General features: G+C 71.1%; 25 protein-coding genes. 9 read left to right on the top strand and 16 right to left on the bottom strand.

The window, feature by feature from the left end; genetic code table 11:
• The first annotated feature begins 7 nt into the window (after nucleotides 1-7).
• Genes D7V80_RS15925 through D7V80_RS15945 form a run of 5 tightly spaced genes read left to right on the top strand, consistent with a single transcriptional unit; the run spans nucleotide 8 to nucleotide 4,509 of the window.
• A complete protein-coding gene (locus tag D7V80_RS15925) occupies nucleotides 8-667 on the top strand; it encodes an HmuY family protein (protein ID WP_120588971.1) in 660 nt (219 codons plus the stop codon).
• The gene (locus D7V80_RS15930; protein ID WP_120588972.1) at nucleotides 667-1,749 is read left to right on the top strand and encodes a hemin-degrading factor; all 1,083 of its coding nucleotides are present in this window, start codon (nucleotides 667-669) and stop codon (nucleotides 1,747-1,749) included. Before D7V80_RS15925 ends, D7V80_RS15930 begins: the two co-directional genes overlap by 1 nt.
• Nucleotides 1,746-2,627, top strand: a complete 882-nt coding sequence (locus D7V80_RS15935) for a hemin ABC transporter substrate-binding protein (protein ID WP_120588973.1) — start codon at nucleotides 1,746-1,748, stop codon at nucleotides 2,625-2,627. The genes D7V80_RS15930 and D7V80_RS15935 overlap by 4 nt, the downstream gene beginning before the upstream one ends.
• Complete coding sequence (locus D7V80_RS15940) at nucleotides 2,624-3,709, top strand: iron ABC transporter permease (RefSeq protein WP_120588974.1); 1,086 nt, start codon at nucleotides 2,624-2,626, stop codon at nucleotides 3,707-3,709. Before D7V80_RS15935 ends, D7V80_RS15940 begins: the two co-directional genes overlap by 4 nt.
• Nucleotides 3,706-4,509 (top strand): heme ABC transporter ATP-binding protein, encoded by an 804-nt coding sequence (locus tag D7V80_RS15945; protein WP_120588975.1) that lies wholly within the window; start codon nucleotides 3,706-3,708, stop codon nucleotides 4,507-4,509. Before D7V80_RS15940 ends, D7V80_RS15945 begins: the two co-directional genes overlap by 4 nt.
• A 96-nt stretch (nucleotides 4,510-4,605) precedes the next feature.
• Here the strand turns inward: D7V80_RS15945 and D7V80_RS15950 are convergent, their stop codons facing one another.
• Nucleotides 4,606-5,277 carry a TetR/AcrR family transcriptional regulator gene (locus D7V80_RS15950; RefSeq protein WP_158616642.1) on the bottom strand — a complete coding sequence of 224 codons (672 nt, stop codon included), beginning with the start codon at nucleotides 5,275-5,277 and terminating at the stop codon, nucleotides 4,606-4,608.
• A 70-nt stretch (nucleotides 5,278-5,347) separates the two neighbouring features.
• Between D7V80_RS15950 and D7V80_RS15955 the strand changes: the two genes are divergently transcribed.
• Nucleotides 5,348-6,229, top strand: coding sequence for an SDR family oxidoreductase (locus D7V80_RS15955; RefSeq protein ID WP_120588977.1), 882 nt, complete (start codon nucleotides 5,348-5,350; stop codon nucleotides 6,227-6,229).
• 21 nt (nucleotides 6,230-6,250) lie between these two features.
• Here the strand turns inward: D7V80_RS15955 and D7V80_RS15960 are convergent, their stop codons facing one another.
• Entirely contained in the window at nucleotides 6,251-7,081 is an 831-nt protein-coding gene (locus D7V80_RS15960; protein ID WP_120588978.1) for an alpha/beta hydrolase, read from the bottom strand.
• Nucleotides 7,082-7,119: 38 nt separating this feature from the next.
• Nucleotides 7,120-7,845 carry a hypothetical protein gene (locus D7V80_RS15965; RefSeq protein WP_120588979.1) on the bottom strand — a complete coding sequence of 242 codons (726 nt, stop codon included), beginning with the start codon at nucleotides 7,843-7,845 and terminating at the stop codon, nucleotides 7,120-7,122.
• 96 nt (nucleotides 7,846-7,941) lie between these two features.
• Here D7V80_RS15965 and D7V80_RS15970 point away from each other — a divergent pair, with 96 nt between their 5' ends.
• Together D7V80_RS15970 and D7V80_RS15975 are read left to right on the top strand one after the other, a co-directional pair.
• The gene (locus D7V80_RS15970) at nucleotides 7,942-8,679 is read left to right on the top strand and encodes a tetratricopeptide repeat protein (protein WP_120588980.1); all 738 of its coding nucleotides are present in this window, start codon (nucleotides 7,942-7,944) and stop codon (nucleotides 8,677-8,679) included.
• Between the two features lie 85 nt (nucleotides 8,680-8,764).
• Nucleotides 8,765-9,166: a hypothetical protein gene (locus tag D7V80_RS15975; RefSeq protein WP_147447114.1), complete on the top strand. Its 402-nt coding sequence runs from the start codon at nucleotides 8,765-8,767 to the stop codon at nucleotides 9,164-9,166.
• 15 nt (nucleotides 9,167-9,181) lie between these two features.
• Here D7V80_RS15975 and D7V80_RS15980 read toward each other — a convergent pair whose 3' ends face one another.
• From D7V80_RS15980 to D7V80_RS16025, 11 genes are all read right to left on the bottom strand, one after another.
• The gene (locus D7V80_RS15980; protein WP_120588982.1) at nucleotides 9,182-10,366 is read right to left on the bottom strand and encodes an MFS transporter; all 1,185 of its coding nucleotides are present in this window, start codon (nucleotides 10,364-10,366) and stop codon (nucleotides 9,182-9,184) included.
• A 43-nt stretch (nucleotides 10,367-10,409) separates the two neighbouring features.
• Nucleotides 10,410-10,871 carry a carbonic anhydrase gene (locus D7V80_RS15985; protein WP_120588983.1) on the bottom strand — a complete coding sequence of 154 codons (462 nt, stop codon included), beginning with the start codon at nucleotides 10,869-10,871 and terminating at the stop codon, nucleotides 10,410-10,412.
• A gap of 78 nt (nucleotides 10,872-10,949) precedes the next feature.
• Nucleotides 10,950-11,123 (bottom strand): hypothetical protein, encoded by a 174-nt coding sequence (locus D7V80_RS42260; protein WP_199738664.1) that lies wholly within the window; start codon nucleotides 11,121-11,123, stop codon nucleotides 10,950-10,952.
• Nucleotides 11,124-11,221: 98 nt separating this feature from the next.
• A complete protein-coding gene (locus D7V80_RS15990) occupies nucleotides 11,222-12,049 on the bottom strand; it encodes an aminotransferase class IV (RefSeq protein ID WP_120588984.1) in 828 nt (275 codons plus the stop codon).
• A gap of 40 nt (nucleotides 12,050-12,089) precedes the next feature.
• On the bottom strand, nucleotides 12,090-14,507 hold the full coding sequence (locus D7V80_RS15995; protein WP_120588985.1) for a PAS domain-containing protein: 2,418 nt from the start codon (nucleotides 14,505-14,507) through the stop codon (nucleotides 12,090-12,092).
• 146 nt (nucleotides 14,508-14,653) lie between these two features.
• Nucleotides 14,654-17,905 carry an ATP-binding protein gene (locus tag D7V80_RS16000; protein ID WP_120588986.1) on the bottom strand — a complete coding sequence of 1,084 codons (3,252 nt, stop codon included), beginning with the start codon at nucleotides 17,903-17,905 and terminating at the stop codon, nucleotides 14,654-14,656.
• 25 nt (nucleotides 17,906-17,930) lie between these two features.
• On the bottom strand, nucleotides 17,931-18,911 hold the full coding sequence (locus D7V80_RS16005; RefSeq protein ID WP_120588992.1) for a hypothetical protein: 981 nt from the start codon (nucleotides 18,909-18,911) through the stop codon (nucleotides 17,931-17,933).
• Entirely contained in the window at nucleotides 18,892-20,103 is a 1,212-nt protein-coding gene (locus D7V80_RS43475; RefSeq protein WP_120588987.1) for an endonuclease domain-containing protein, read from the bottom strand. The genes D7V80_RS16005 and D7V80_RS43475 overlap by 20 nt, the downstream gene beginning before the upstream one ends.
• 143 nt (nucleotides 20,104-20,246) lie before the next feature.
• Nucleotides 20,247-21,476, bottom strand: a complete 1,230-nt coding sequence (locus D7V80_RS16015) for an MFS transporter (protein WP_120588988.1) — start codon at nucleotides 21,474-21,476, stop codon at nucleotides 20,247-20,249.
• Nucleotides 21,466-22,410, bottom strand: a complete 945-nt coding sequence (locus D7V80_RS16020) for an NAD-dependent epimerase/dehydratase family protein (RefSeq protein ID WP_120588989.1) — start codon at nucleotides 22,408-22,410, stop codon at nucleotides 21,466-21,468. Before D7V80_RS16020 ends, D7V80_RS16015 begins: the two co-directional genes overlap by 11 nt.
• Complete coding sequence (locus D7V80_RS16025; RefSeq protein ID WP_120588990.1) at nucleotides 22,407-23,234, bottom strand: lysophospholipid acyltransferase family protein; 828 nt, start codon at nucleotides 23,232-23,234, stop codon at nucleotides 22,407-22,409. The genes D7V80_RS16020 and D7V80_RS16025 overlap by 4 nt, the downstream gene beginning before the upstream one ends.
• A gap of 94 nt (nucleotides 23,235-23,328) precedes the next feature.
• On the opposite strand from D7V80_RS16025, the gene D7V80_RS16030 reads away from it, so the two are divergent.
• Entirely contained in the window at nucleotides 23,329-23,946 is a 618-nt protein-coding gene (locus D7V80_RS16030; RefSeq protein ID WP_014394515.1) for a hypothetical protein, read from the top strand.
• Between the two features lie 9 nt (nucleotides 23,947-23,955).
• Here the strand turns inward: D7V80_RS16030 and D7V80_RS16035 are convergent, their stop codons facing one another.
• Both D7V80_RS16035 and D7V80_RS42770 read right to left on the bottom strand, forming a co-directional pair.
• The gene (locus tag D7V80_RS16035) at nucleotides 23,956-24,345 is read right to left on the bottom strand and encodes a VOC family protein (protein WP_120588991.1); all 390 of its coding nucleotides are present in this window, start codon (nucleotides 24,343-24,345) and stop codon (nucleotides 23,956-23,958) included.
• Between the two features lie 521 nt (nucleotides 24,346-24,866).
• Nucleotides 24,867-25,158, bottom strand: a 292-nt coding sequence (locus tag D7V80_RS42770) for a hypothetical protein (protein WP_233585389.1), incomplete at its 5' end; no start/stop codon positions are given.

Raw genomic sequence — 25,158 nt, forward strand, 5'->3', positions numbered from 1 at the left:
AGTCCGCATGTTCCTCATTCCCTTCCGTCCCGGCTTCCTGGGCCGCGCCTGCGCGGCGCTGCTCATCGCGGGCCTGGGCACCGCGTGCGGTGACGACCTCCAGCCCACGCCAGGGCCCGACGAGGACGAGAACCCCGTCGTCACGCCGCAGGACGGCGCGAACCTCAAGCACCACGACAACGGCGACGGCTCGTTCACCTCCGTCGTGGACGCGACCGACGCGGAGGCGTGGGTGGGCGTGGATCTGGACACGGGCAAGCAGGTGAGCGCGACGGAGGACGCGGTCTGGGACCTGGCCTTCCAGCGCTACACGGTGAAGGCGCGCGGCGGCGTCAGCGGCACGGGCGGCGTGCAGGTGGCCATCGTGCCGGGCACGACGTTCGCGGCGCTCACCCAGGCGCCCGCGTCCGGCTACGTGACGGACGCGGCGGATGGCCCGGACACCGGTGACAGCCCGGACACCGTCTTCAACGCGGGGGACGGCTGGTACGCCTACGACCTGCCGACCCACACGCTCACGCCGCGCGACCAGCTCTACGTCGTGCGCTCGGATTCGGGGACGTACTTCAAGGTGCGGGTGCAGTCGTATTACGACGCCGCCGGCACGCCCGCGATGGTGAAGCTGCTCTGGGCGCAGGTGGCCGCGCCGGCCGGGGTGCAGCCGTGATGGGCCGCCCGGAAGAGGCGGGGAGCCCGCTCGCCGCGCTGCGGGAGCGCTGGGTGGCCCTGCGTGAGTCCGAGCCGCGCATGCGCATCCGCGACGCGGCGGACAGGCTGGGCGTGAGCGAGGCGGAGCTGCTCGCCACCGGCTTGAACGGCGAGCTGGTGCGGCTGGAGCCGCGCCTGGACGTGTTGCTGCCCCGGCTGGAGTCGCTGGGACGGGTGATGGCGCTCACGCGCAACGCGTCCGCCGTGCATGAGAAGAAGGGCGTCTACCGCAAGGTGGAGCTGCACGGCGCCCGGGCGCTGGTGCTGGACGAGGACATCGACCTGCGGCTCTTCCTGTCGCGCTGGTGCTTCGTCTTCGCGCTGCGTGAGGACCTCTCCGGCACGGTGCGCCGCAGCTTCCAGGTGTTCGACGCCGCCGGCACGGCGGTGCACAAAATCTACCTCCAGGACGACGCGAACGTCGCCGCCTTCGAGGGGCTGGTGCGCGAGCTCCAGCACGAGGACCAGCGCCACGTGCTGGACGTGGTGCCGGCGTCTCCTCCCGCCGCGCCCCGGCCGGACTCGGAGATCGACGCGCTGGGGCTCAAGGCCGGCTGGCGCGCGCTCCAGGACACGCACGAGTTCTTCGCGCTGCTCGGCAAGTTCAAGGTGGCGCGCACGCAGGCGCTGCGGCTCGCGGGGACTGAGTTCGCGAAGCCGGTGACGCCGGACTCGCTGGGCTGGACGCTGGAGCGCGCCGCGGCGAGCGAGCTGCCCATCATGGTCTTCGTGGGCAACCCGGGCGCGATTCAAATCCACACCGGCCCGGTGCGCACGGTGCGGCCCATGGGCCCGTGGATGAACGTGATGGACCCGGGCTTCAACCTGCACGTCCGCGCGGACCACGTCCACACCGCCTGGGTGGTGCGCAAGCCCACGCGCGACGGCGACGTCACCTCGCTGGAGCTGTTCGACAAGGCGGGGGAGAACATCGCGCTGCTATTCGGCAAGCGGAAGCCGGGCGAGCTGGAGTCCCCCTCGTGGCGGGCGCTGATGGAGGAGTTGGTCCGGACGCTGCCCGCGGTGGAGGTGGCGTCATGAGGCGGACGGCCTCGAAGTGGGGACTCGTCGCGGCGCTGTTCGCGGTGGCAGCGCACGCGGCGCCTCCCGTGGCGAAGCCCGCGCCGAAGCTCATCACCATTGGACCGGCCATCACGCAGACGGTGTTCGCGCTGGGCGCGGGCGACCGGGTGGTGGGCGTGGACGACTCCAGCGCGGCGCTGCCGGAGGCGTCGAAGGTGCGCACGGTGGGCTACCAGCGCGCGCTGTCCGCGGAAGGGGTGCTGTCGCTGGGCGCGGGCCTGCTCCTGGGCTCCGCGGAGGCCGGGCCTCCGCCGGTGCTGGAGCAGCTCCAGCAGGCGGGCATGAAGGTGGAGACGTTCGCCAACGAGCCCACGGTGGAGGGCGCGCGTGCGCGCATCCAGGGCATCGCGGAGCGGCTGGGCACGCCGGAGCAGGGCAAGGCGCTGGTGGCGAAGCTGGACGCGGACCTGAAGAAGGCGGCGGACCGCGCGACGCAGGTCAAGGGCTCGAAGCCGCCGCGCATCCTCGCCATCTACGCTCGCGGCGCGGGCACGATGATGGTGGCGGGCTCGGGCACCGTCGCGGACACGCTCATCCGCCTGACGGGCGCGGTGAACGCGGCGGACTCGCTGCAGGGCTACAAGCCGCTGGGCGCGGAGGCCGTGGTGGCGGCGGCGCCGGAGTTCGTGCTGCTGCCCGCGAGCTCGGTGTCGTCCGTGGGGGGCGCGGAGGGGCTGGCGAAGCTGCCCGGGCTGTCGCAGGTGAAGGGCTGGAAGCTGGTCACCGTGGAGGACGTGGACTTCATGGGGCTGGGGCCCCACCTGGGCCAGGCCGTGGCCCGCGTGCAGGACGCCGTGGCGCAGGCGCCAGCTTCGGCGAAGGGCGGCTGCAAATGAGCGCGTCGGAGGCCATGCCCGTGCCCGCGGCGCGTCCGGTGCCTTCCCGGCTGCCGGGCGCGGGGCCCTGGGTGACGCTGGGACTGCTGCTGGCGTTGATGGTCCTGGTGTCGCTGGCGGTGGGCTCCATGACGGTGCCGCCGTCCGCCATCCTCGGAAGTCTCTGGGAAGCGCTGGGCCTGGGCGAGGCCTCCCACCGGCTGGACGCCAGGCAGCGCGCGGTGCTGTTCACCTTGCGCCTGCCGCGCGTGCTGATGGCCGTGATGGTGGGCGGAGTGCTGGCGACGACGGGCGCGGCGCTCCAGGCCCTCTTCCGCAATCCGCTGGTGGAGCCCGGCCTGCTGGGCACCTCCAGCGGGGCGGCGCTGGGCGCGGTGCTGGCCATCGTGCTGGACGTGACGCTGGCCGCGCACGTGGGGCCCCTCCGGATGCTGCTGGTGCCGGGCGCGGCCTTCCTGGGCGCGCTGGCGGCGACGGTGCTCGCCCTGCGGCTGGGCACGGGAGGAGGGCGCACGGACACTCCGCGCGTGCTGCTGGCGGGCGTGGCGGTGAGCGCGGGCGCGTTCGCGGGCATGGGCCTGCTCACGCACGCAGCGACGGACGCGCAGCTGCGCACCATCACCTTCTGGAGCCTGGGCAGCCTGGGCGGCGCGTCGTGGGAGACCGTGGGCGCCGCGGCGCTCCCGCTGGCCGTGACGCTGGGGGTGCTCCTGAGCGAGGCGCGGGCGCTCAACCTGATGCTCCTGGGCGAGCGTGAGGCGTGGCACCTGGGCGTGGACGTGGAGCGGCTCAAGCGCAAGCTCATCCTCGCCGCCGCGCTGGGCGTGGGCGCCGCGGTGTCGTTCTGCGGGATGATTGGCTTCGTGGGCCTGCTGGTGCCGGCGCTGCTGCGCATCGCGCTCGGTCCGGACCACCGCAGGCTGCTGGCCGCGTCCGCGCTGTCAGGGGCCTCGCTGCTGCTCGCGTCGGACCTGCTCGCGCGCACGCTGGCGTCTCCATCCGAGCTGCCGGTGGGCGCGCTCACGTCCGTGTTGGGCGTGCCCGCCTTCATCGCGCTGCTCGCGCGCAAGGGGGCGGCATGAGCCTGGAGGCGCGCGGCATTGAAGTGTGGCGCGGGCAGGGCAGGGTGGCCGGTCCGCTGTCGCTGGAGGTCCAGCCCGGCGAGGTGTTGGCCGTGGTGGGCCCCAACGGCGCGGGCAAGTCGTCCCTGGTCGCGGCGCTGTCGGGCGAGCTGCGCTGCAAGACGGGTGACGTGTACCTGGAGGGCATTGCGCTGCACCAGTGGCACTACGTGGAGCGCGCGCAGCGGCTGGGCGTGCTGCCGCAGGAGGCCTCCTTGGGCTTCGGCTTCACCGCGCTGGAAGTGGCGGCCCTGGGCCGCAGCCCTCATGCCCGGCGGGGCGGTGAGGCGTCCGACCTGGACATCGCCCGCGCGGCGCTGGATGCCACCGACACGCAGCACCTGGCTTCGCGCGCGTACACCACGCTCTCCGGTGGCGAGCGGCAGCGCGTGCAGTTGGCCCGCGTGCTGGCCCAGCTGTGGACGCCACCCGCGCACGGCCACCGCTACCTGCTGCTGGACGAGCCGACGGCGAGCCTGGACCTGTCCCACCAGCACCTGGTGCTGGAGCGCGCCCGGGCGTTCGCGCAGGACGGCGGCGCGGTGCTCGCGGTGTTGCATGACCTGAACCTGGCCGCGCGGTACGCGGACCGCATCGCGGTGTTGGCTCAGGGCCGGTGCGTGGAGACGGGCACGCCTTCGGGCGTGCTGACGCCCGGCCTCATCGCGGGCACCTTCGGGTTGCAGGTGGAGGTGGTGTCGCGGCCGGACCTGCCCGGGCCGCTGGTGATTCCCCTGGGCCGCGCACCCGCGCCGCCCTGACACACGGCCTTCCTCCCGCGAGGAGGGCGTCCACGCGCGCGAAAGCCCCTCCAAGGCCACGCGTCGGACCCTCCTCGCGGAAGGACGTGGTGCCCTTCACACGCGGGCCGCGCGCTCCCGCGTCGCGCGCCTTGGACGCGCCAGGGCCGGCTCCGGGCGCAGGTAGCCGACCGCGAGCGCGGCGATTTCATCCACGAACGCATCGTCCTCCACGTAGTCCGGCCGGTCCGTCAGCGCCGTGTGGCACAGCGCCTCCACGGTGTTCACGAGGATGAAGACCGCCATGTCCAGGTTCCGGGGGCGCAGGTCCTCGATGCGGGGCGCGAGGAATGCCCGCACCAGCCGGTGCAGCCGCTGCGAGTACGCATCCGACAGGCCCCACTGCCGCATCCGCGGCATCAGCTCGTGCAGCACCTGCTGCAGGCGGGGGTTCTCCCGCTTCACCGCGAGCACCTGCCGGATGATGGCGCGCATCGCCACCGGGAGCGGCTGTCCGGCGAGCGGCACCAGCCCGGCCTCGAAGTTCGCCAGCGACCGCGCGCGGTGCTGCTCCATCAGCGCCGTCACCAGCCCCTCCTTGCTGGGAAAGTACTGGTAGAGCGAGCCCACGCTCACCCCCGCCTCCTGGGCGATGCGGTTGGTACTCGCGGCCTCGTAGCCATCCCTGAGCAGAACGCGAGCGGTCGCGGTGAGGATGGCATCCACCGTGGCCTGCGCGCGCTCCTGACGGGGCGCCCTGCGACGGGAGGGTGGGGGACGGCGGGGCATGAGGCCTCCTCGGGGAAATGTGAGCACCACGCGAGTTGAGAACGTGAGCGACCGCTCACATTCTAACCCCATGCAAACGACCTCGTCCCAGCCCCCTGTTCGTGCTCCTGTCGCTCCCGCCCCTCGGGGCAAGGCCTTCCCCTACGCGGGCCACCGCGCGCTCGTGACGGGCGCGTCCTCCGGCCTGGGGGAGGTGTTCGCCCGCGAGCTGGCGGCGCGCGGCATGGACCTCATCCTGGTGGCCCGCTCAGAAGACCGGATGCGCGCGCTGGCGGCGGAGCTGACGAAGGCCTACCCCATCCAGGCGGAGGTCATCGCGCTGGACCTGGGCCGCGAGGGCGCGGGCCGCGAGCTGTACGCGCGCTGCCAGGAGAAGGGCCTGCGGGTGGACCTGCTGGTGAACAACGCGGGCTTCGCCACGCACGGGTCCTTCGACGCGGCGCCGTTCGCGCGGCAGCACGAACAGGTGATGCTCAACGTCACGTCGCTGGTGGACACCAGCCACCTGTTCCTGCCGGACATGCTCGCGCGCGGCGTGGGCGGCATCCTCAACGTGGCCTCCACCGCGGGCTTCCAGCCGGTGCCGTACATGGCCATCTACGGGGCCACCAAGGCGTTCGTGCTGTCCTTCACGGAGGCGCTGTCGGAGGAGACGCGCGAGCGCGGCGTGCGAGTCACCGCCCTGTGCCCGGGGCCCGTGAAGACGGCGTTCTTCGACGTGGTGGGCACCCAGCAGGCGGCAGTCGGTCCCATGGCGACGGCCGAGGAGGTGGTGCTGCGTGGCCTCAAGGCCCTGGACCAGGGCCGGGCGTCGGTGGTGCCGGGGTGGCGCAACTGGCTGCAGGCCAACCTGACGCGCTTCACGCCGCGCTGGCTGGGCCTGCGCGTGGCGGCCGGGATGATGCGGCCTCCGGAGGCGGTGGGCACGGGCACCGCGCGGCTCGCGCCGTAGCGGCGGGCCCTGTCTCCCTGCTCAAGGGATGGCCTTCGTGGTGGAGGCGGGCGCGAAGGCCTCCCGCAGCACCTTCGCCTCCATCGAACGGTAGATGTTGGCGTGGCGCAGGTCGGGCCGGGGTTCGTACTTCCACTTCAATCCCGTGGGCGCGTTCGCGCGGAGCGCTTCGGCCAGGCGCCCGGCCTCGGCCGCGACGTCGTCACCGGCGGACGCCACGTAGAGCGTGGCCTTCAGGTCCGGCTTCGCCTTGAGCTGGTCGCCGGCCTTGCGCACCCACTCTTCGTTGTTCCACCAGAGGCTGGGGCTCAGCGCGATGGAGGTTCCGAACATCCCGGGCTGGAGGAAGAACGTCTCCAGGATGAACAGCCCCGCGAGCGACTCGCCGATGATGGCCGTCTCGTCGGTGACGCGGTACTTGCGGCGGACGTGGGGCATCAGCTCGTCGCGCAGGAAGGCGCGGAACGCCGCGGAGCCGCCGACGCGCGGGGCAATCTTCCTGTCCTCCTCGACCTGCGTGGGGCCGGTCATGTCCCGGCGCCGTTCGGTGTTCTCGATGCCGACCAGGATGACGGGCCGCATCTCCCCTGCGCGGATGGCCGTGTCCACGGTGGTGGCGACGTGCGGGAAGTCCTCCTGCTCGCCACCGTCAGGCATGTAGAGCACGGGGTAGCGCACGCCCTTCGCCGTGTCGTAGCCGGGCGGCGTGTAGACGTTGATGCGCCGCGCTTCCCGGAGCTTCTTCGACGTCAGCGTGAACGTCGTGTGCGGAGGCATCGGCTCCGCTTCAGCGGCATGGCCCACGCCGCTGACGAGGATGACGACGAGCAGGAACAGTTGGACGCACCGCATGGGCTGCCACCTCCGGAGGGAGAGAATGCTCGTGTGCTTCAGCGCTTTCGAGACGGCGGCCGGGACGACGAGGACGAGGACGAGGACTTCGCCTTGGGCACGCGCCGGGCGACGAAGAGGGTGTGCTTCGGTCCCTTGGTGCCGTGCGCCGAGGGGTGGAGGAGCTGGACGGAGAAGCCCACCTCTTCCAGCAGCTTCACGTACGCGGCCGAGGGCCCGGCGCTCCACACCACCAGCGTTCCGTTGGAGCGCAGGGAGTTGAAGGCGTGCGACACACCGGCGAGGTCGTAGAGGCTGTCGTTGTCCGGGTGGGTCATGGCCTTCGGGCCGTTGTCCACGTCGAGCAGGATGGCGTCGAAGGCGCCCTGCTGCCTGCGCATCACCTTGCCCACGTCACCCTCCACCACGGTGACGCGCGGGTCCTCCAGCGGCGCGTTCGCCAGCGGCGCGAGCACCCCCCGGTTCCACTCCACGACCGGGGACATCAGCTCCGCGACGACGATGCGGGCGCCGGGCCCCAGGCGGTCGAGCACCGCGCGGACCGTGAAGCCGAAGCCCAGCCCGCCCACGAGCACCCGGGCGGGCGTGTCCGCCGAGAGGTTCGCGCAGCCGGCCTCCGCCATGGCCATCTCCGAGCCATGCTGGCGGCTGGACATCAACGTCTGGCCGCGCACGCGCAGCACGTACTCTTCGTCCCGCCGGGCGAGCACGACTTCGCCCACGTCCGGCACCTGCGCTCGCTCCACTGTTTCCCAGGGCTTCATGCCAGCGCTCTTCGCGCGACCGGGCCTCCGGGTCAAGTCGCCGCCTTGACACCCCGGGACGTGCCTGCGAAATGCCGGACGACCGCCCCCACCCACATGGAACGCAACGGACGACAGGCGTGGCCCCCGGAGCTCTCCGAGCCCCTGCGCGAGGTGGACCGCCTGCGCCGGGGAGGCCGCTACACGTCGGCGCTCGCGCTGGCGCGGACGCTGGCGGAGGCGCATCCGACGCAGGTGCGGGTGCTGGTGGAGGTGGGGCTGACGCTGGGCGTGTGGGGCGGCCAGCCGGCGGAGGCGCTGCCCTGGTACGACCGCGTGCTGGAACTGGCGCCCGGCCACGTGGCCACGCGCTACCACCGGGCCCTCACGCTCGCCCGGCTGGGGCGGCACGCGGAGGCGGTGGAGGAGTTCGCGCAGGTGGAGGCGGCGGGCTTCCGCAAGGCGCTGGTGCTGCACATGAAGCGCGCGGAGTCGCTCGAAGCGCTGGGCCGGCTGGCGGAGGCGGAGAAGGACTGGACGGCGGCCCTGGCGGAGGACCGGGGCAATCCGTGGCTGCTCCAGCAGCGGGCCCGGTGCAGAGCCCTCGCGGGGCGGCCGGATGCCGCGGAACAGGACCTCACGGACGCACTCGCGTCCCAGCAGGGCGACGCGGTGGACCCCGAGCTGCTTCACGAGCGGGGCGTACTCAGGCTCCAGCGCGGTGAGGTCGCGGGTGCTCGCGCCGACTTCGACGCGGGGCTTCTTGCCTTCCGCGTGGGTGACCCGCCGTCATTGCTGGATGCGCTCCGGAAGGGGCTCCAGGACGCGGCAGCCCGTGAGGGTGGGGCGCGCTGAGCGCTTCTTGGCGCGCGCCAGTCCCTCCAGGGTCATGGCCCCCGGAGGGCTGACCCGGTTCCTGGGCGCTCTTAAGATTCAGGTCATGGTGAATGAAAAGCATCCCCTTCGGGCCGCGTCCGAGCTCGCCCAGGCCGGGAGGACGGCCGAGGCCATTGATTGCCTCGAAGCTGCTCTCTCTCTCACCCGGTCAGACAAGGAAAGGCCCGCCGATGCATCCCTTCTGGCGAGAACAGCGGGCCTCCACTGCGAGGTCACCGGGAGACTTCCGCAAGCATCGCGCTACTACGAAGAGGCCATTGCTACGGCGGATCCGGATCCACTCCTCCTGATCGCATTGGCGAGCGTCCTCTGGCGGTCAGGCCGGGCGGACAGCGCACGTTCGTCCCTGGCAAGCGCCGAATCCATGGCCCAGTCCCTCTCGGATGCCGATGCCTTGAAGATGGTCGCCAACATCCGTGCGGAATGGGCGAGCGACGACCGTTGATCAGCGCTCGCGTGGCTACGCGTGCTCGACGTGCACCGGCACGGGACGGCCGCCGCCACGGTTCGCGACCGCGAAGAGCGCTGCTCCGACCAACGTGAGCGCGACGGCGGCCCAGGCCGGCGCGAGGTACCCATACCCGGCCGCGATGACCAGGCCGCCCACCCAGGCTCCGGCGGCGTTGGCGATGTTCAGGGCGGAGTGCGACATCGACGCGGCCAGGGACGGCGCGCCGGGCGAGGCCTCCATCAGCCGCACCTGCACCGCGGGCGCGAGGAACTGCGCCGCGACGCCAATGAGGAACACCAGCGGCACCGCCGCCCAGGGCGATTGGGCCGTGAGCGCGAACAGGACCATCACGACCGTCGTCGCGGCAAACCCCACCCACATCGCGAGCGTCACCGAGTGGTCCGTGAGGCGGCCTCCCAGGAACGCCCCCACCGTCATGCCCACGCCAAAGAGCGCGAGCACCCACGGCAGCGCCGACTCGGACATGCCCGACGCGAACGTCAGCGTCGGAGCGATGTAGCTGTACACCGCGAACAGCCCCCCGAAGCCCACCGCGCCCACCAGCGACGTCCACCACACCTGCGGCTGCTTCAGCGCGGACAGCTCCTGACGGATGCTGCTTCCTCCCAGTGACGCCACGTGCGGCACCCACAGCCAGAGGGCCAGGAGCGTCACCAGGCCAATGGCGCCCACCAGCAGGAACGTGCTCCGCCAGCCCAGCTGCTGCCCGAGGAACGTCGCCGCCGGGACGCCGATGATGTTGGCCACCGTGAGCCCGGCCATGATCAACGCCACCGCGCGTCCCTTGCGCCCGGCCCCCAACAGCTCGGCTCCCACGACGGAGGCCACTCCGAAGTAGGCCCCGTGCGGCAGGCCCGCCATGAACCGGGCCGCGATGAGTGTCTCAAGCGTGGGCGCCAGCGCCGAGGCCGCGTTGCCCAGGGTGAACGCCACCATCAAGAGCAGCAGCAGCGCCCGGCGCGACATCCGCGCCGTCACGATGGCGACCAGCGGCGCTCCCACGACCACGCCCAGCGCATAGGCGGCGATGACGTGCCCGCTCCGGGGAATCGTCGTCTCCAGCCCGCTCGCGATCTGCGGGAGGATGCCCATGGTGGCGAACTCGGTCGTCCCGATGCCAAAGCCACCCAGGGACAACGCCAGGAGCGCCCTGCCTACGTCTTGTGTCTTCACGAGCGCCCCCGTATCAGGTCGGCGGACGCCTGTCGCTTCGGGCTCAGCCCTCGCGGGGGATGGGCTCGAACTCGATCGTCTTCCCGTGGGGGCGCACGTAATAGAGGTGGATGCGCAGGTGCGGGTACGCCGTCTGCAACTCCTTCGCGCCGAAGTGCAGGTCCTTCAGCTGCTGCTCCACGGCGATGTCCGGCCCCAGCGCGCTGTGCTTCGCGTGGTAGTAGCCGCACCCTGCGTGCGCCAGCAGCAGCACGTCCTCGATGTGATGGCCTTCGATGAGGAAGCGGGCGGCCTTCGTGAAGCCCTCGCTCTCCAGGTAGTCCGACGCCCAGCGGTTGAGGAGCGCGGGGCCGCCGGGGAGGGTGAGCGTGTCGATGCGTGGGTGGCCCAGGTGGCGGGCCAGGTCCTCCACGGCCTCGGTGAAGCGCCCGTCCGAGCAGTACACGGCCAGGGCCTTCGGGTGGACGGACTCGAAGGGGACGCGGGAGACGTAGGGTGCGCTCATGCGCCCCAGGTTAATGGCTCCCGGCTCCCGCGAAAGCACCTTCGAGCCGTCGCGTGAAACCCGGTGGCGCGCCCGGTGTCAGTTGTGTTCCGGGAACGCCGCGGGCTGCCCCGTACCGCCGTTGCCCTCGGGCTTCGGGCCCGCGTGCCGGTCCGCCTCGGACTCGCGCCCACCGCCCTTGTGCCGCAGGTTCTCGTCCTCGCTCATGCCCTGGTGCTGGACCTGCTTCTCGTCTGGCTTCTTCGTCTCCATGTCGAGCCCCCTGTCGTTGGAGGGAAGTCCTCCGATGTCCTCCCAAGATGGGGGTGCCCGAGAAAATTGCCATGTCCGGCGCCTGCTCGGCTGGCTGCTCAGCCCTCGCGAATGGCGCGGGCCTCCAGCGCGGCGCGGGCCCGCTCCGCGAGCCGCAGGCTGTCGGGGAGCTCCCGGCCCAGCAGCCTCGGGACGCCCACGGCCAGCGCCACCGCGTTGCTGTAGAAGCACGCCTGCGCCCGGGACAGGTCCGCGAGCGGCAGCACGCGCTCCACCACCGGGAGGCCATCCACGGACGCCATGGCCAGCAGCACCGCGCGCGCGATGCCCGGCAGGCACGGCGCGGACAGCGGCGGCGTGACGAGCGCGCCGTCCAACTGCACGAAGAGGTTGGCGGTGGGCAGCTCGCAGACCTCCTCCGCCTCGTTGGTGAGCAAGGGCATCCACGGCAGCAGCGCGTGCTGGCGGAACCAGGCCAGGCCCTTGTGGTTCACCGTGCGCTCCGCGCGCCGGTAGGTCCCGGACTCCACGCCTTCCAGTTCGCGGCCCTGCCGGTGCAGGGCTTCGAGTTCCGGGGGGAGGGGACGGAAGGTGCACAGCACGTGTCCGTCGCTGACCGCGAGCTTGCCCACGCCGGTGAAGCGGGGACCCATCGCCGCATCCGCGGTGAGACAGCGGCGCAGGGCTTCCCGCACCGCGTCCTCGCGAAGGAGCGAGGGAACCGGAGCGCGCACGGCGGTGGGGAACGCGTCCAGGCTTGAGCGCAGGCGGGACAGGTGCCGCGCGAGGAACCTCGGCTGCCCGGCGTCGATGCGGAACGTGGTGAAGAAGCCCGCGCCGAAGAAGAAGCCCTGGGAGAAGTCATGCAGGCGCAGGTCCTCCCAGCGCTGGACGACGCCATCGACGGAGACGGTCTGCGGGTGCATGGCCTCATTCTAGACTCGCGCCAGCGCCCGGCGAGTGGCGTTACGGGCTGGCTGTGCCGCCGAGCGGGAGGCTCGCGGAGGCCGCCGGGATGCCGGGCAGCGTGAAGAGGAACGCGGCGCCGTGGCCCGGCTGGCTCTCCACCCAGACGCGGCCGCCGTGGGCCTCCACCAGCCCCTTGACGATGGCGAGCCCCAGGCCGGCGCCCGCCCTGCGCGTGTGGATGGCCTGCCAGAAGCGGTCGAACACGTGGGGCAGCGATTGCGCGTCGATGCCAGGCCCCGAGTCCTCCACGCGGAAGCACACCTGGTCCCCCCGGCGCTCGGCCTTCAGGAGGATGCGGCCCCCGGGCGGGGTGAAGCGGATGGCGTTGCCCACCAGGTTCTGGAAGACGCGCGCCAGGCGCGCCCGGTCCGCGCGCACCGGGGGGAGGCCCGGCCCGGTCTCCACGTCGAGTCGCAGCGCCTTGTCCGCCGCCAACAGCTCGTTCAGGGACTGCACCTGGTGGAGCAGCCGGGGCACGTCCAGCGGCTCCACGTCCAGCAGCGTACGCCCCGACTCCACGCGCGCCACCTCCAGCAGGTCGTCGATGAGCCCCTCCATGTTGCCCACCACGAGGCGCACCTTGCGCAGGGCCTCCGCGGCATGGGCCTCCTCATGCGTCCGCAGCAGGCTGCGCTCCGCGGAGCGGGACAGGAGCGAGATGGTGTTCAGCGGCGCGCGCAGGTCATGGGAGACGATGCCCAGCGTCTCGTCGCGCGCGGCGACGGCCTGCTTCGCGGTGCGGTACAGCCGCGCGTTCTCCAGCGCCAGCGCGGTCCGCCGCGCCAGCTCCTCCACGAACGAGAGGCTTTCCTTGCCGTAGCGCAGGCCCGTGCGCGCGGACACCAGCAGCAGCACCCCCAGGGAATGGTCCTGGAGGGCCAGCGGCACGGCCACCGCGGACTCCACTCCGGGGCTGTTCGCGGAGGGGCCCTCCAGGAGCCGCCCCGACTCCGTGCGCAGCGCCTGCTCCACGGTCCTCCCCAACGGGGTCTCGGCTCCGGGCGTGCATGCCGCTCGCAGAGCGTCCTCCAGTTCGTGCGTCACCGCGGCGACCTCGGTGGAGGCTCCTTCATCAAGGCAGCCTCGCCGCGTGGCGATGGCACAGCCGTCCGCGAGCGTGGGCACCGCGAGCGTCACCACGGTGCGGACCACCTCCGTACAGTCCAGGGAGCGCGTGCTGGCGGCGCCCATGTCGGCGAGGAAGCGGCTCCACAGCTCGACGCGCCGCTTCTCGGTGATGTCGCGGAAGTAGACGGAGAGTCCCTCCGGGGACGGGTACGCCACGACGCTCAGCCAGCGGCTGTCCACGATCGAGGGTTGCTCCTCCTCCACCGGGAGTTGTGCCTCCGTCGCCCGGCGCACCAGGGACGCCATGGCCGAGCCGTGATTGCAGGAGAAGACCTCCTCCAGCCGCCGGCCCAGCAGCACCTCGCGCTTGAGGCCGAAGTGGGTTTCGGCGGGCCGGTTCACATAGGTGAAGCGTCTGTCCCGGTCGAACGCGGCGAAGCCGTCGGTGATGCGCTCGAGCACCGCGTTCATCCGCTCGCGCGAGGCCTCCGCCTCCGCTCGGGCGGCCTCTTCCCGAATCAGCCGGTTGTACGCCTCGTCGGCTTCATGGCGGGCGGTGATGTCCTCGTGGGCCATCACCACGCGCAGCGGGCCCGACCCGATGAAGCGCGTGGCGCGCAGCAGGAACCAGCGCCGCTTGCCTTCTCCGGGCTCATGGCACGGGTAGTCCAGGACGAACGATTCGCTGCGGCCAGCGAGGATGTCGCGGATGCCTTGCGCCACGGCGGCGGCTTCCTCGGCGTTCTCGCCCTTCGCGGCTTCCGTCACCTCCAGGTAGTTCGCGCCCACGCCGCAGCGCGCGTTCTCGTCCGCGCAGCCGTTGTCGTGCGCGAAGCGCTTCCAGGCGGCGTTGACGGCGAGGATGGTGCCCTGGCCATCCAGGATGGCGATGTGCGTGGACAGCGAGTCGAGCGTGGAGCGCAGGAACTTCTCCGACTCATTCAGTGCCTGTTCCGCGCGCTTGCGGGGACTGACATCCCGGAGGCAGACGGTGAGGCCTTCCGAGGAGGGGTACGCCCGTACGTCCAGCCAGGCATCGAGGGGTTCGTAATAGGACTCGAACGCGACATGGACCTGCTCCCTGAGCGCCCGTTGGTACTCCTGCTCGAACTTGGAGCCGCGCGCCTCGGGGAACTCGTCCCACACGATGCACCCGAGGAGCTCCTCGCGCGGGCGTCGCAGCAGCCACTCGCTGTTCGAGTTGAGGTAGGTGAAGCGCCAGGAGCGGTCGAGTGCGAAGACCGCGTCCGAGATGCGCTCCAGGGCGTCGAGGGCCTGGATGGACGAGGGCGCCTCGGACGCGGGGCGCCCAGGCGAGGTCCGTTCCTGGCCCTGTCTCACGGCCATTCCTCTACTCCCCTCATGAGAGACACCAGAAGGAAGTATGGGAATGGCGGCCGCGCGAAGCCGCGCGAGGACGGCTCCCCGCTCGTGGGCCAGTCCCGTCCACGGGAGGGGAGCGCCCCCCTGCTCGCGGGTGTTCCAGGCCAGGCTCACCCCGCGTGGCGGATGCCCTGCTCCCCGGAGCGGTGCGCGAGCTGGAGGATCTCCTCCTCTGACAGTTGCTCCGTCTTGATGATGTTCCGGTCCGCCTTGAGCTGTTCCACCTGGCCTTCACGCAGGACGTGGAACTGGCCCGTCTTCTGGGCCGGGAGGCGAACCGAGGCGTCCACGCGTGCCTCCGCGAACATCGGCTTGAGCTTCCGGAGCGCGGTCTCTTCCTTCACGCGGCCCGCGAACCATGCGCGCACGTTGTCGCGGCACTTGTAGTCCAGGTCGCCCGGGCTCTGCGTCGCGAGCATCACGCCGACGCCGGCCGAACGCGCTCGCCGGAGCAGGTTCTCCATGGGCTGCTTCGTGGCGGGGATGCCCACCGCGGGCAGGTAGATGTCCGCCTCGTCGAAGAGGAGGACCGCCTGGAGCTTGGGCGACGGGTGCTGGCTGGCCCAGCGGTTGGCCTCCACCAGCAGCTGTGACACCCAGAACAGCGAGCTGTGCAATCCGCCCAGGAACTTGGTGCTGATGATGGTGAGCCGCGTCTTGCCCGGCACCTTCGCGGCGCCCAGGCCCAGCAGCTCGTTCATGTCGAGCTTCTCTCCATTGTTGGAGAGCAGCGCCTGCGCGTTGAGCCGCAGCGTCGCCAGATCCTGGGCCAGCTTGGTGAAGACCTTGTCATCCAGCCCGTGCGCCTCCTGGACGAGCGCCATGTCCTGCGCGGCGACGAAGCGCTGGATGAGGTCCAGGGTGATCTCCTTGCCGGACGGACGCTGCACCAACAGGCGCAGCGCGAGGGCCAGCAGGGCCTTCGCTGCCTTGTCCTTCTGGCTGCTCTTGTACTCCAGCATGGTGGAGAGGGCGTCCGCCGCCTGCTGGAGGATCTGGTCGCGCTCCTCGGGTGAGAGCTTGTCGAGCCCCCGGGGCACGACGGGAATGGACAGCGGCCGTCCGTCCGAGCGGCCCGGCGTGTAGAGCGCCACCTCCACCCGCTCGCGCAGGAGCTTGCGGCGCTCGACCATCATCGGGTCGTCCAGTTCCTCCTCCCACGACTCGTCGCGCGCATACGCGGCGAGGTCGCCCTTGCGGTCCACGAGGATGGCGGGAACGCCCTGGATCACCAGCTGCTCGATGAGGTTCAGGGCGAGCGTCGTCTTACCGCTGCCAGGACCGCCGAGGAAGGCGCTGTGCTTGTTCAGCTCATCCGCCTGGACGAAGACGGTGTTGGCGAAGACGCCTTCGGAGACGCCCACACGCATCTGGCCCTTGGGGCCTTCGTCTTTCTTCGACTTGCCGACGGGGGCGGGGGACCTGTCCGGCTTGACCGGCAGAATCTGGCTGGCCGGCGTCACCTCCCACTCGGACTCGCCGTCGGACACGACGGACTCCCTCTCGGCGCCAGGCTTGACTGCCACGGGCGCGGGAGGCGCGACGGCGGCAGGGGCCTGCTTCTCCAGGGCCAGCAGGTCCGTGATGCCCTGGAGCCGCGTCACCGGACGGGCCACGCGGCTCCATCCGAGGAACGCGGTTTCGTCCTGCTGCTTGCGGAAGGCCTGCAACGCGAGCAGCTCCCGCAGGTCGCTGGGCCCCACCACCGCACGCCGTCCGCCCTTGCGCTGGAGCACGGCGGTCTGCTCCGCCACCAGCGTGCCCAGGCTGCCGGGGAACTCCGTGGTGCGCACCAGCACCGGCAGACTCCTGGCCGCGGCCTTGATGGCCTGGGTCATCTGCTTGCCCAGCGAGCCTCCTTTGGGCGTGTTGTTGCAGAGCGCGACATGGAACTGCGCCTCGCCGGGCTGGACCGTGACGTCGAGCGAGTCCCCCTCATCACGAGCCTTCACCTTGAAGCGGCTCGGGTCGCCCAGTTCCTCCGCGCTCGCCTTGATGCCCCAGGCGAGCAACGCGGTGATGTCCGCGTCCCCTTCCGGCACCCTTGGCTTGAAGTTGGCCTTGAAGTCCGTCCAGGCCTGATCCAGGTCCGGCGCCGGAGGCGTCTTGGCGGGGACGGTGACTCCCGTCGTGTGCGTCTGCTGCTTCTTCTCCGGCAGGGGGAACGCCGCCGGCAGCTTGCCGTCCTGGATGGCCTGTTCCCGGTAGCGGTGGCAGGCGTTCAGGATGTCGCGCGTCCGCTGTCCGCTCAGCTGCTCGAAGCCCTGGGCCGGAAGGGGGTAGGTGGGCTGGGACGGGTTGAACGCGATGCCCTGCTGTTCGTACAGGGACTTCAGCCGGCGGGCCGCGATGTCTCGCCCCGTCTGCGCGGTGACGTTGATCTCCAGGTCCACGGGCTCGGGGTTGCGCTCGATGCGGTCGAGCATCGCGCGGTTGAGGTGCGAGCGCGTCGCGACCCAGAAGTCGGAGAGGCAGCAGACCACCACGATGGCCGTGGGCACCTGGGCCGCCAGCGCCACCAGCGTGCTCATCGCGCGGCGGAAGGAGGGCTCCATCTGGGGCTTCTGCTCGAAGTCGAGCATGTCCTCCACCTGGTCGACGCAGAGGACCATCGCCTTGCCGAAGATGCCCATCAGCTGACCCAACTGGATGAGCATCCGGCTGGGGGACTCCTCGGTGTTGCGCGGCACCAGGTTGCCGATGATGGCCCGGTCTTCCGGTGACATCTCCTCGCAGCGCAGCCACTGGACGATGCGGTGGTGGAAGCGGGCCTCACGGCGCTGGAGGCAGAGCAGGGCGCGCAGCAGGTTGACGTCGATGCTCCGGAACGCAGGGTCCGCGTGCAGGTCGTCCGCGACCGCGCGGATGTTGCCGTGCAGCTCCTCGTCGCCCAGCACGTCCTCGTCCGGGATGTGGGCCGCGAAGATGTTCGTGCAGCGCTTGAGCACGGCCTCGGACAGCAGCATCAGCCCCGTGTCCTCGACGTGGCCGTGGTCATACGGCTTCTCCAGCGAGTCGATGACTTCCGACAGGATGTACCGGTCGTAGTGCGTCACATCGACGGTCATGGGCAGATACCCGACGTAGCCCCTGCCGCTCTCGTGCACGCTGTTGCGGAAGGCACGCACCAGGTGCGTCTTTCCGCTGCCGGAGTCCCCCTTCAAGAGAAGAATCCGTCCGTCCTCCGGCGGCGTCTGCGCGGTGGCGCGCTTCACGAGCCGCTCGAACGCCACCCGCGCGGGCGCATTGATGGAGGGCACGTCGAACGGATCCCGCTTCCAGAGCGTCTGGCCCTGCTGGACGCTGTTGAAGATCTCGGGGCCATCGGACAGGAACGCTTGCAGACGGGCGTCTTTGGACATGGGGAGGCTCCTGAGAGGGAGGGGACTAGAGGACGACGAAGTGGAAGGTGGCGCTGACGGTGCGCACTTCGGACTCGGTGATGTCCCGGGGGTTCATGGCCGCGAGCAGGTCCGCGCGTCCCAGGGACAGCTGCTGCGCGCGGTTGGCCGCGAGCAGCGCCTCGTTGAACGCCGGGCGGTCCGCCCACTCCGGCTGCAGTGCCTTCCACACGTGGGAGATGAAGACCTTGTTGTCTCCGAAGCGGCCCGAGGGGGGCACGGCCCCCGCCGCGTCCAGCACCCGTCTGGCGAAGGACGCGGTATCCGTGGACAGTGGCTTCACGGAAGCCTTCTCCGCCTCCGCCAGCACCCACTCCCGCAGCGCTGCCATCCGCACCACTTCCGCATCCACCCGCGCCGCCCCCACCGCGCGGGCGGCCAGCTGCTCCACGCCGCGCTTCGGGTCGCGGACCTCCTGGTCCAGCAGTTGGCCCAACAGGTGCGCCTGCACCGCGCGCAGCGAGAACGCCTCGTCCGTCTCCACACCCAGCTGCCGCCACAGCAGCCGGTCACGCACCTGCGCCAGTGTCGGCGTCTCCGGCCCCTCCAGCTTGTGCGCCCGCTTGAGCACCAGGGCGCGCACGCCGTCCGCGTCCGATAAGCGCCCCAGCGCGGGCTTGGAGCCCGGCAGGCCCAGCCCCTTCGCCAGCAGGTGCTGCTGCTTCACGCGCTTCCACGTGAGCCCCTTGGGGGAGTCCACCCGCAGGAACTTCAACGCCTGCTGACGGCCCGCCCCCGTCAGCGTGAGCCCCGAACGGCCCCGGGCCTCCACGAGCTTGCCCTCCCGCAGCTCCGCCAGCAGCGCGTCGAACCGGCCGGTCCATTCGCCCCGGCTCCAGCGGTGCTCCACGAACGCGTGCAGCGTCTTCACCAGCTCGTTGCGCGTGCCGGCCTTCTTCTCGGAGCGCGTCGCCAACCAGGCCAGTGCCAGGCCCTGAAGCCGGGTGTCAGGAGTGTCGGTGTCCATGTCGTGGCTCCCGCCCGCCAGGCTCGCGCCCGCGGGCTTCAATCAGCGTGTCGAGGGTGTGGAGGATGTGTTCCAGCTGGGACAGCACGTCCGTCGCGAGCAGCCGGTACACCCAGTAGCCCTCGCGCTGCAGGTCCAGGTCCTTGCGCCGGTCGCGGCGGAACCGCTCCGGATCCTGGAAGTGGTGGTAGCCGTCGATCTCCACCGCGATGCGCAGCGGGCGGCACAGCAGGTCCACCTCCCAGCTGCGCTTGTCCGCGGGGTGCAGCCGGGCGTTGAGCTCGAAGAGGCCCGCCGTGGCCGGGTGCTCCTCCAGCCGGTCGCGCAGGTACGCCTCCGCCTTGCTCCGCGCCCGGTCCGCGCCTGCCTCGCCCGCGCCTGTCAGCACCGCCAGCGCCACCTCGGCGGCGCTCACCCGCTGCTTCTCGGGCGCCCCCGTGCGCTCCAGCTTCCGGAGCGTCGCCACCGCCCCCTCCGCCCCCGACGCCGGCTCCGGCACCTCCAGCACGCCCTCGCGCACCAGCGCCTTCAGCCGCGTCTCCCCGCCCGCCAGGAACGCCCCCAGTGCCTCGCTGGACACCACGCACGCCACCGCGAGCGCGGGCACCGCGTTGCTCAGCACTCCCGCGACCTGGAGCCCCCGGTGCGATGGCGCCTCCCCCACCGCCATTCGCAGCACCGGGGCCTTCCCGGGCGGCACCAGCGCGTGCAACGCGCGCAGCCCCGCACCCAGGTTCTTCGCGAACGCCGTGCGCACGGCATCCGGGAGCGTTCCCGGCTCCACCGCCTCCCGTCCAATCACCAGCTCCCGGCACAGCGCCCACGTGGCGTCCGCCAGCATCGCGGGCGGCGGCAGCGCATCCAGCAACACGCGCCGCTCATGGGCTGTCTTCCCCCGGAACACCGGCGTGTGTCTGGGATTCACCGCCGTCAGGCTGAACGCCGCCAGCGCCTCCGCGTCCGCCCCCAGGTCCCGGGTCGCCGCCAGCGCCCGGGCCCAGCCCAGCGCCGCCTCTTGCGGGTCCTCCCCGGACACCTCCACCACCGTCAGCCCGTGCCTCGCGGCCCACTGGCTCCAGAGGGTCCCTCCCAGGGCCTCCGGTCCCTCCAACACGCTCAGCGTCGCGATGCCCTCCGCCCTGCGCCGGGCCTGACGGTCCAGCGCATCCAGCAGCGCGACTTCACCCGCCAATGGCAAGCACTACCCCCCGGGAGTGATGGCTTCACCGCCCCCTCGTGAGCAAAAGACTGCTCCCACGGGTCGGGTGAAGACAAGCCCCCCAAAGGAGGTATGGGGTTGCGGGAAGGAAGGGACCCGGGTGGGTCTGAAAGGCTTTAGCGCCCTGCGTCGTCGCCGGTTTCCCGATGGAGAAGCAGTCCCAGGCCGGCCGCCGCGAGCGCGGAAACCATGCCCGTCAGGAAGGGGGCCTGGGTGCTCCATGACGCATACATCCAGCCGCTCGCCACCGGCCCCACCGTGCGGGCCAATCCACCGCACGACTGCGCCAGACCCAGCACGGCGCCCTGCTGCGACGGCGGGGCGACCTGGGAGGCCTGGCTTGAAATCAAGGGCTGCAGGAAGCCCGTCCCCACGCCCACCAGCACCACGGAGACCATCATCGGAATCGCCTGCCACGACACCGCGAGCCCCGCCATGCCGCCTGCGAGCAGGAGCGCTCCGCAGATCATCAGCCGGAACTCACCCGCCGCGCGCGACAGCGGGCCAATCAGCCCACCCTGGATGACCATGCCCAAGCCGCCCACCACGGCGAAGGTGTAGCCCACCTCCTTGGAGCCCCAGCCCAGCCGCGCCTGCACCAGCAGCGCGAACGCCACCTGGAGCGTGGTCATGGACAGGAACACCGCGAAGAACAACCCCAGCACCAATCCCAATGCCTTGCGCCGCGGCGAGTCCTGCAACGCGGACCAGCGCGTCTGGGATTTCGCCGCCACGCGCTTCTCCACCGGGTGCGTCTCCGGCATCGCGAAGAACGCGGCCACGAAGCCCACCAGCGCCAGGCCTCCGGCGAGCAGCGGCGGCACCCATGGGCCCAGTCCGGAGAACAGGCCGCCCAGCGTGGGCCCCAGCACCATGCCCAGGCCAATGCCCGCGCCAATGCGCCCCATGGCCCGGGCGCGCGTCTCCTTCGTCGTCACGTCCGCGAGCGCCGCCTGACACGCGGCGATGTTGCCGGACGTCGCCCCCGCCAGGATGCGAGACGCGAACAAGAGCGGCAGCATCAGCTGGTGGCTGGCCAGCGCGAACAGCGCCATGGCCACCGCGTTCGCCAGCAGGCTCAGGAGGATGACCGACCGCCGCCCGTGCCGGTCCGAATAGCGCCCGAGCAGCGGCGTGGCGAGCAACTGCGTGAAGCTGAAGCACCCCAGGAGGATGCCCACCGTGCGCGCCGAGCCGCCCATGGACTGCACGTAGAAGGGCAGCATCGGGATGACGATGCCGAAGCCCACCAGGTCCAGGAACACGGTGAAGAACACCACCGCCTCCACCCGGCGCAGCAGGCCCGGCGTGGCCACGGGGGCCGCGCCCACGCTCTCAGCCACCATGGCCCGCCCGGTGGTCCACCGGCAGCGCGTCCGCGTAGGCGCGCAGGATGCGGCCCTCGTCGTAGGCGGCCTGGAAGCCCGTGGCCTCCAGGAAGCGCTTGTTGTCCACCACGATGGGGTAGCGCAGGTGGTCCGTCGCGCCCACGGACAGCCGCGGGAAGCCCGCCCGCCCCAGCAGCAGCGACAGCACCGGCGACGGCAGCGGCACCGGCGTGCGGCCCGTGCCCTTGATGATGACCGACAGCGGGATGGGCGCGGGCCCCGCGACGTTGAAGATGCCGCGCACCTGCTTCTCCAGCGCCAATTGCAGCGCCGTCACCACGTCCTCCTCCTGGAGCACGTGGAAGAGCGGGTCGTAGCCCAGCACCATGGGCACGCGCTTGCCGCGCAAGAGGTTCGCGAGCGTGCCCGTGCCCGGCGTGCCCAGCGTGTAGACGAGCCGCAGCACCGCGGTGGTGACGTCCGGCAGGCGCCACAGCGCCGTGGCCGCGTACAGGTCCGCGGCCACCAGGTCCGCCAGCTCCGGGATGGCCTCCAGCGCGCGCGGGGGCTCGTCCTCGCTGTGGTACAGCGGCGAGTCCGGCGCCGCGCCGTAGAACGTGTGCCGCCCCACGAAGAGCACCTGCTTCACGCCGTGCGCCGCGCAGTGGTCGAACAGCGCCTTGGTGCCGTCCAGGTTGATGCGGCCGCGCTCGTGGCCCTGCACGGTGAACGCCGTCACCGTGGCCATGTGGATGACGGCCTCCGGCTTCCAGCGGCGGAAGACGTCCTCGGCGGCGCGCTTGCGGATGTCCACCGGGTGGACGTCGATGCCCTTGGGCGCGTCCCGCCACGGGCGGACGTCGATGCCCGCGACCTCATGGCCGCTGTCGCGAAGCTTGAGCGCCAGCCTGCGCGCGATGCCTCCGGAGATGCCCGCGATCAACACCCTCATGGCAACAGCCTCCGGGCCCGGCGCAGGTTGCGCTCGGCGCGGTTGTCTTCGATGAGCCGCTGGATGCTCGCCTTCACCTGGTCCACGTAGCCCTGGATGACGTGGTCCTCCTCGTCGCCCGTGCCCTCGAAGACGAGCGGCTCGCCGTAGTGGATTTCCAGGCCCACCGGCAGGGGCAGCGGCAGCAGGTACGGCGTCAGCGGCACGTAGGGGACGCCCAGCAGCTTGCCCAGGGCATACGCGTTGGTGACCGTGGGAATGGCCGCGCCGCCGCCCAGGAAGGCGAAGGGGATGATGGGCGAGCGCGTCTGGAGCGCCAGCCGGATGAACCCCGTGCCGAAGTCCACCAGCGAGTAGCGGTCCGGGTAGAGCTTCGCGGTGCCGCGGGCGCCCTCCGGAAAAATCATCAGGAGCCGGTCGTCCTCCAGCAGGCGCACGGCGTGCTCGGGCAGTCCGGTGAACTGGCCGGTGCGGCTGGCCCACAGCGAGGCCACGGGGAACTTGTGGATGAAGCGCTCCACCATGCCCTGCGCGAGCCGGGGCGGGTCCATCTCCAGCATCGTGGAGGTGAGCACCATCATCCCGTCCACCGCGACGCCGCCGGAGTGGTTGCCCACCAGCATGCCGCGGCCCTTCTTCGGGATGTGCTGCACGCCGGTGCAGCGCACCCGGAAGTAGTGCCGGTAGAGGAAGGCGAAGAACTCCAGCGCCAGCTTCAGGTGCTTCTTGGAGATGCCGTACGGGTCGACACCGTACTCGTTGAAGGGCAGCTCCAACCGCTCCACCCGCTCTGACAGGGACTCGCTCTGGGGCACGGGGCGCACCGTAGCACCGCGCGTGCGCTTTGCACGGGGGGCCCGCGTCCTCCATTGTGCACCCGACGGGAGCCCCGGCCGGGGCCCCAGGGAGTGACGCGCGATGGCGGGGCAGCCGTGGACGGGAATGCTGGACGGGGTGCTCGCGTGGGCCAGGGCCCTGCCGGCGGGGCTGTCCAACCAGGTGGCGGTGGACGTGGCCGGCCGGCGGGTGCGCCTGTCGCACGCGCGGGTGGAGGCGCTGTCGAGCGGCGTGCTGGGCCGCGTGAAGGGGCTCACCCTGCGCTCCTGGGACAGCACCCCGGCCGTGTACGACCTGCGGCTGGACGTGCGCGGCTGGAAGCTGCGGGTGGAGACCACCCCCCAGCGCGTGGAACTGGCCGGGGGGCGCTACACGCTGTGGCTGGCCACGCCGGGCCGGGTGGAGCTGGAGGAGTCCCCCGGCGCGTCCTCGCTGCTGATGGGCGCGCTGCGCACGGGGGCCGGAAAGGCCGCGCTCCAGGCCCTGGCGCGCAAGCTGTTGCCGCCGGGACTGGCCTGGGATGGACAGCTGCTCCGGGTGGAGGGAGCGCTGCCGAAGGAGGGCGCGCTGGCGGCCCGCCTCTTCGAGTCCTCCTCCCTCCGGATGACCGCGGAGCACGCGCCGGAAGGGCTGTGGCTGTCCGCGGAGGAGTGGCCGGGACTGTTGGACCTGCTCCAGGCCGCGCTGGGGCCGGGGTAGGGCGCGCGCTTAGCGGCCCTCGCCGTCCCACACGTTGGCGCGGCCCTCCAGGGGACCGCGCTGCGGGCGGACGATGCAGAAGCGCTGTCCGGTGGGGGCCTCCATCACCCACCAGCGCTGCACGTAGGCGACGCGCTTCGCGCCCAGGGCCTCCAGCCGCTCCAGCTCCGCGTCCAGGTCGTCCGCCTCGATGTCCAGGTGGATGCGGCTCTCGTGCTCCACCTGCTGGAGGAGCAGCATGGGCTCGGCGTCCTTCGTCTCCAGCTCGCGGTACTTGGGCGAGTCCGGATCCACCGGCTTCGCCGCCCGCCCCAGCGCAGCGCTCCAGAACCGGGTGGCGGCGTCGAAGTCCTCGACCTTGCAGTCGATGACGAACGTGCTGAGTCGGCTGTGATGCATGGCTCGCTCCTGATGGGCCGGGCAGGGGGGAAGCCCGTTGAGGGGGGAGCCAGGGATACACCGAAAAGCGAGATGTGGGTATGATGGAGTGAAGAACGGGGGACTATTCAGCACGGCACACACTTGCATGGATGCGTGGCAGACATGGTCCCTATGGCCATGGCATCCGGATCTTATTGACTGGGCCGTAGACCTCGCGGGAGCGGAGATGGTTAGTCCGTGGCGGACGGCGGGCCGCGTCACTGCGCAGTTGCGCTAGCCTGAACTTCACGTGCGCGAAGCTTGGTGTCGTCCTGCGCGCGAACTTCGTAAGTTGTTGAATTGAGTTTGGGGCGGCATGTTTGTATGGCGATTTCCGGTTAACTATTTCTGCTCTTTGGGAACTTGAGGCTTCCTTGGTACTGCCTATATTTCAGCTTGCTAGAGATCGCGACGCTTGGGCCACGATCCGCGGATTCGTTTATCAGGTTGCACTGACCCTCGAACGCTGGCTCGACCTCGCGGACAATGAGCACTTGGAGCTAGAGCGCGGTGAGGATATTGATACTGTAACCAATGTCCTCTCGGCGACTGGACTTGAAGAGTCCGCCAGACTGCTTGAGCAGATTAAGCACAGAGAAAGCAGCTTGACGCTGCGTTCTCCTTCTGTTGTTGAGTTTCTGGCCGCAGCTGTTGAGCACAAGCACCTGAGGGATCCCCTCATCGCATGAGGGAGGCTGATCTTCCATAGGGCTGCTGCTGCTGGGATAGCTGCGGAGCCAGTTGAACTGACGGGCCTCAAAGAGGACGGTTCGCGGATGCGCGAGCATCCAT

This window comes from Corallococcus sp. CA054B, assembly GCF_003611625.1.
GTDB lineage: Bacteria > Myxococcota > Myxococcia > Myxococcales > Myxococcaceae > Corallococcus > Corallococcus coralloides.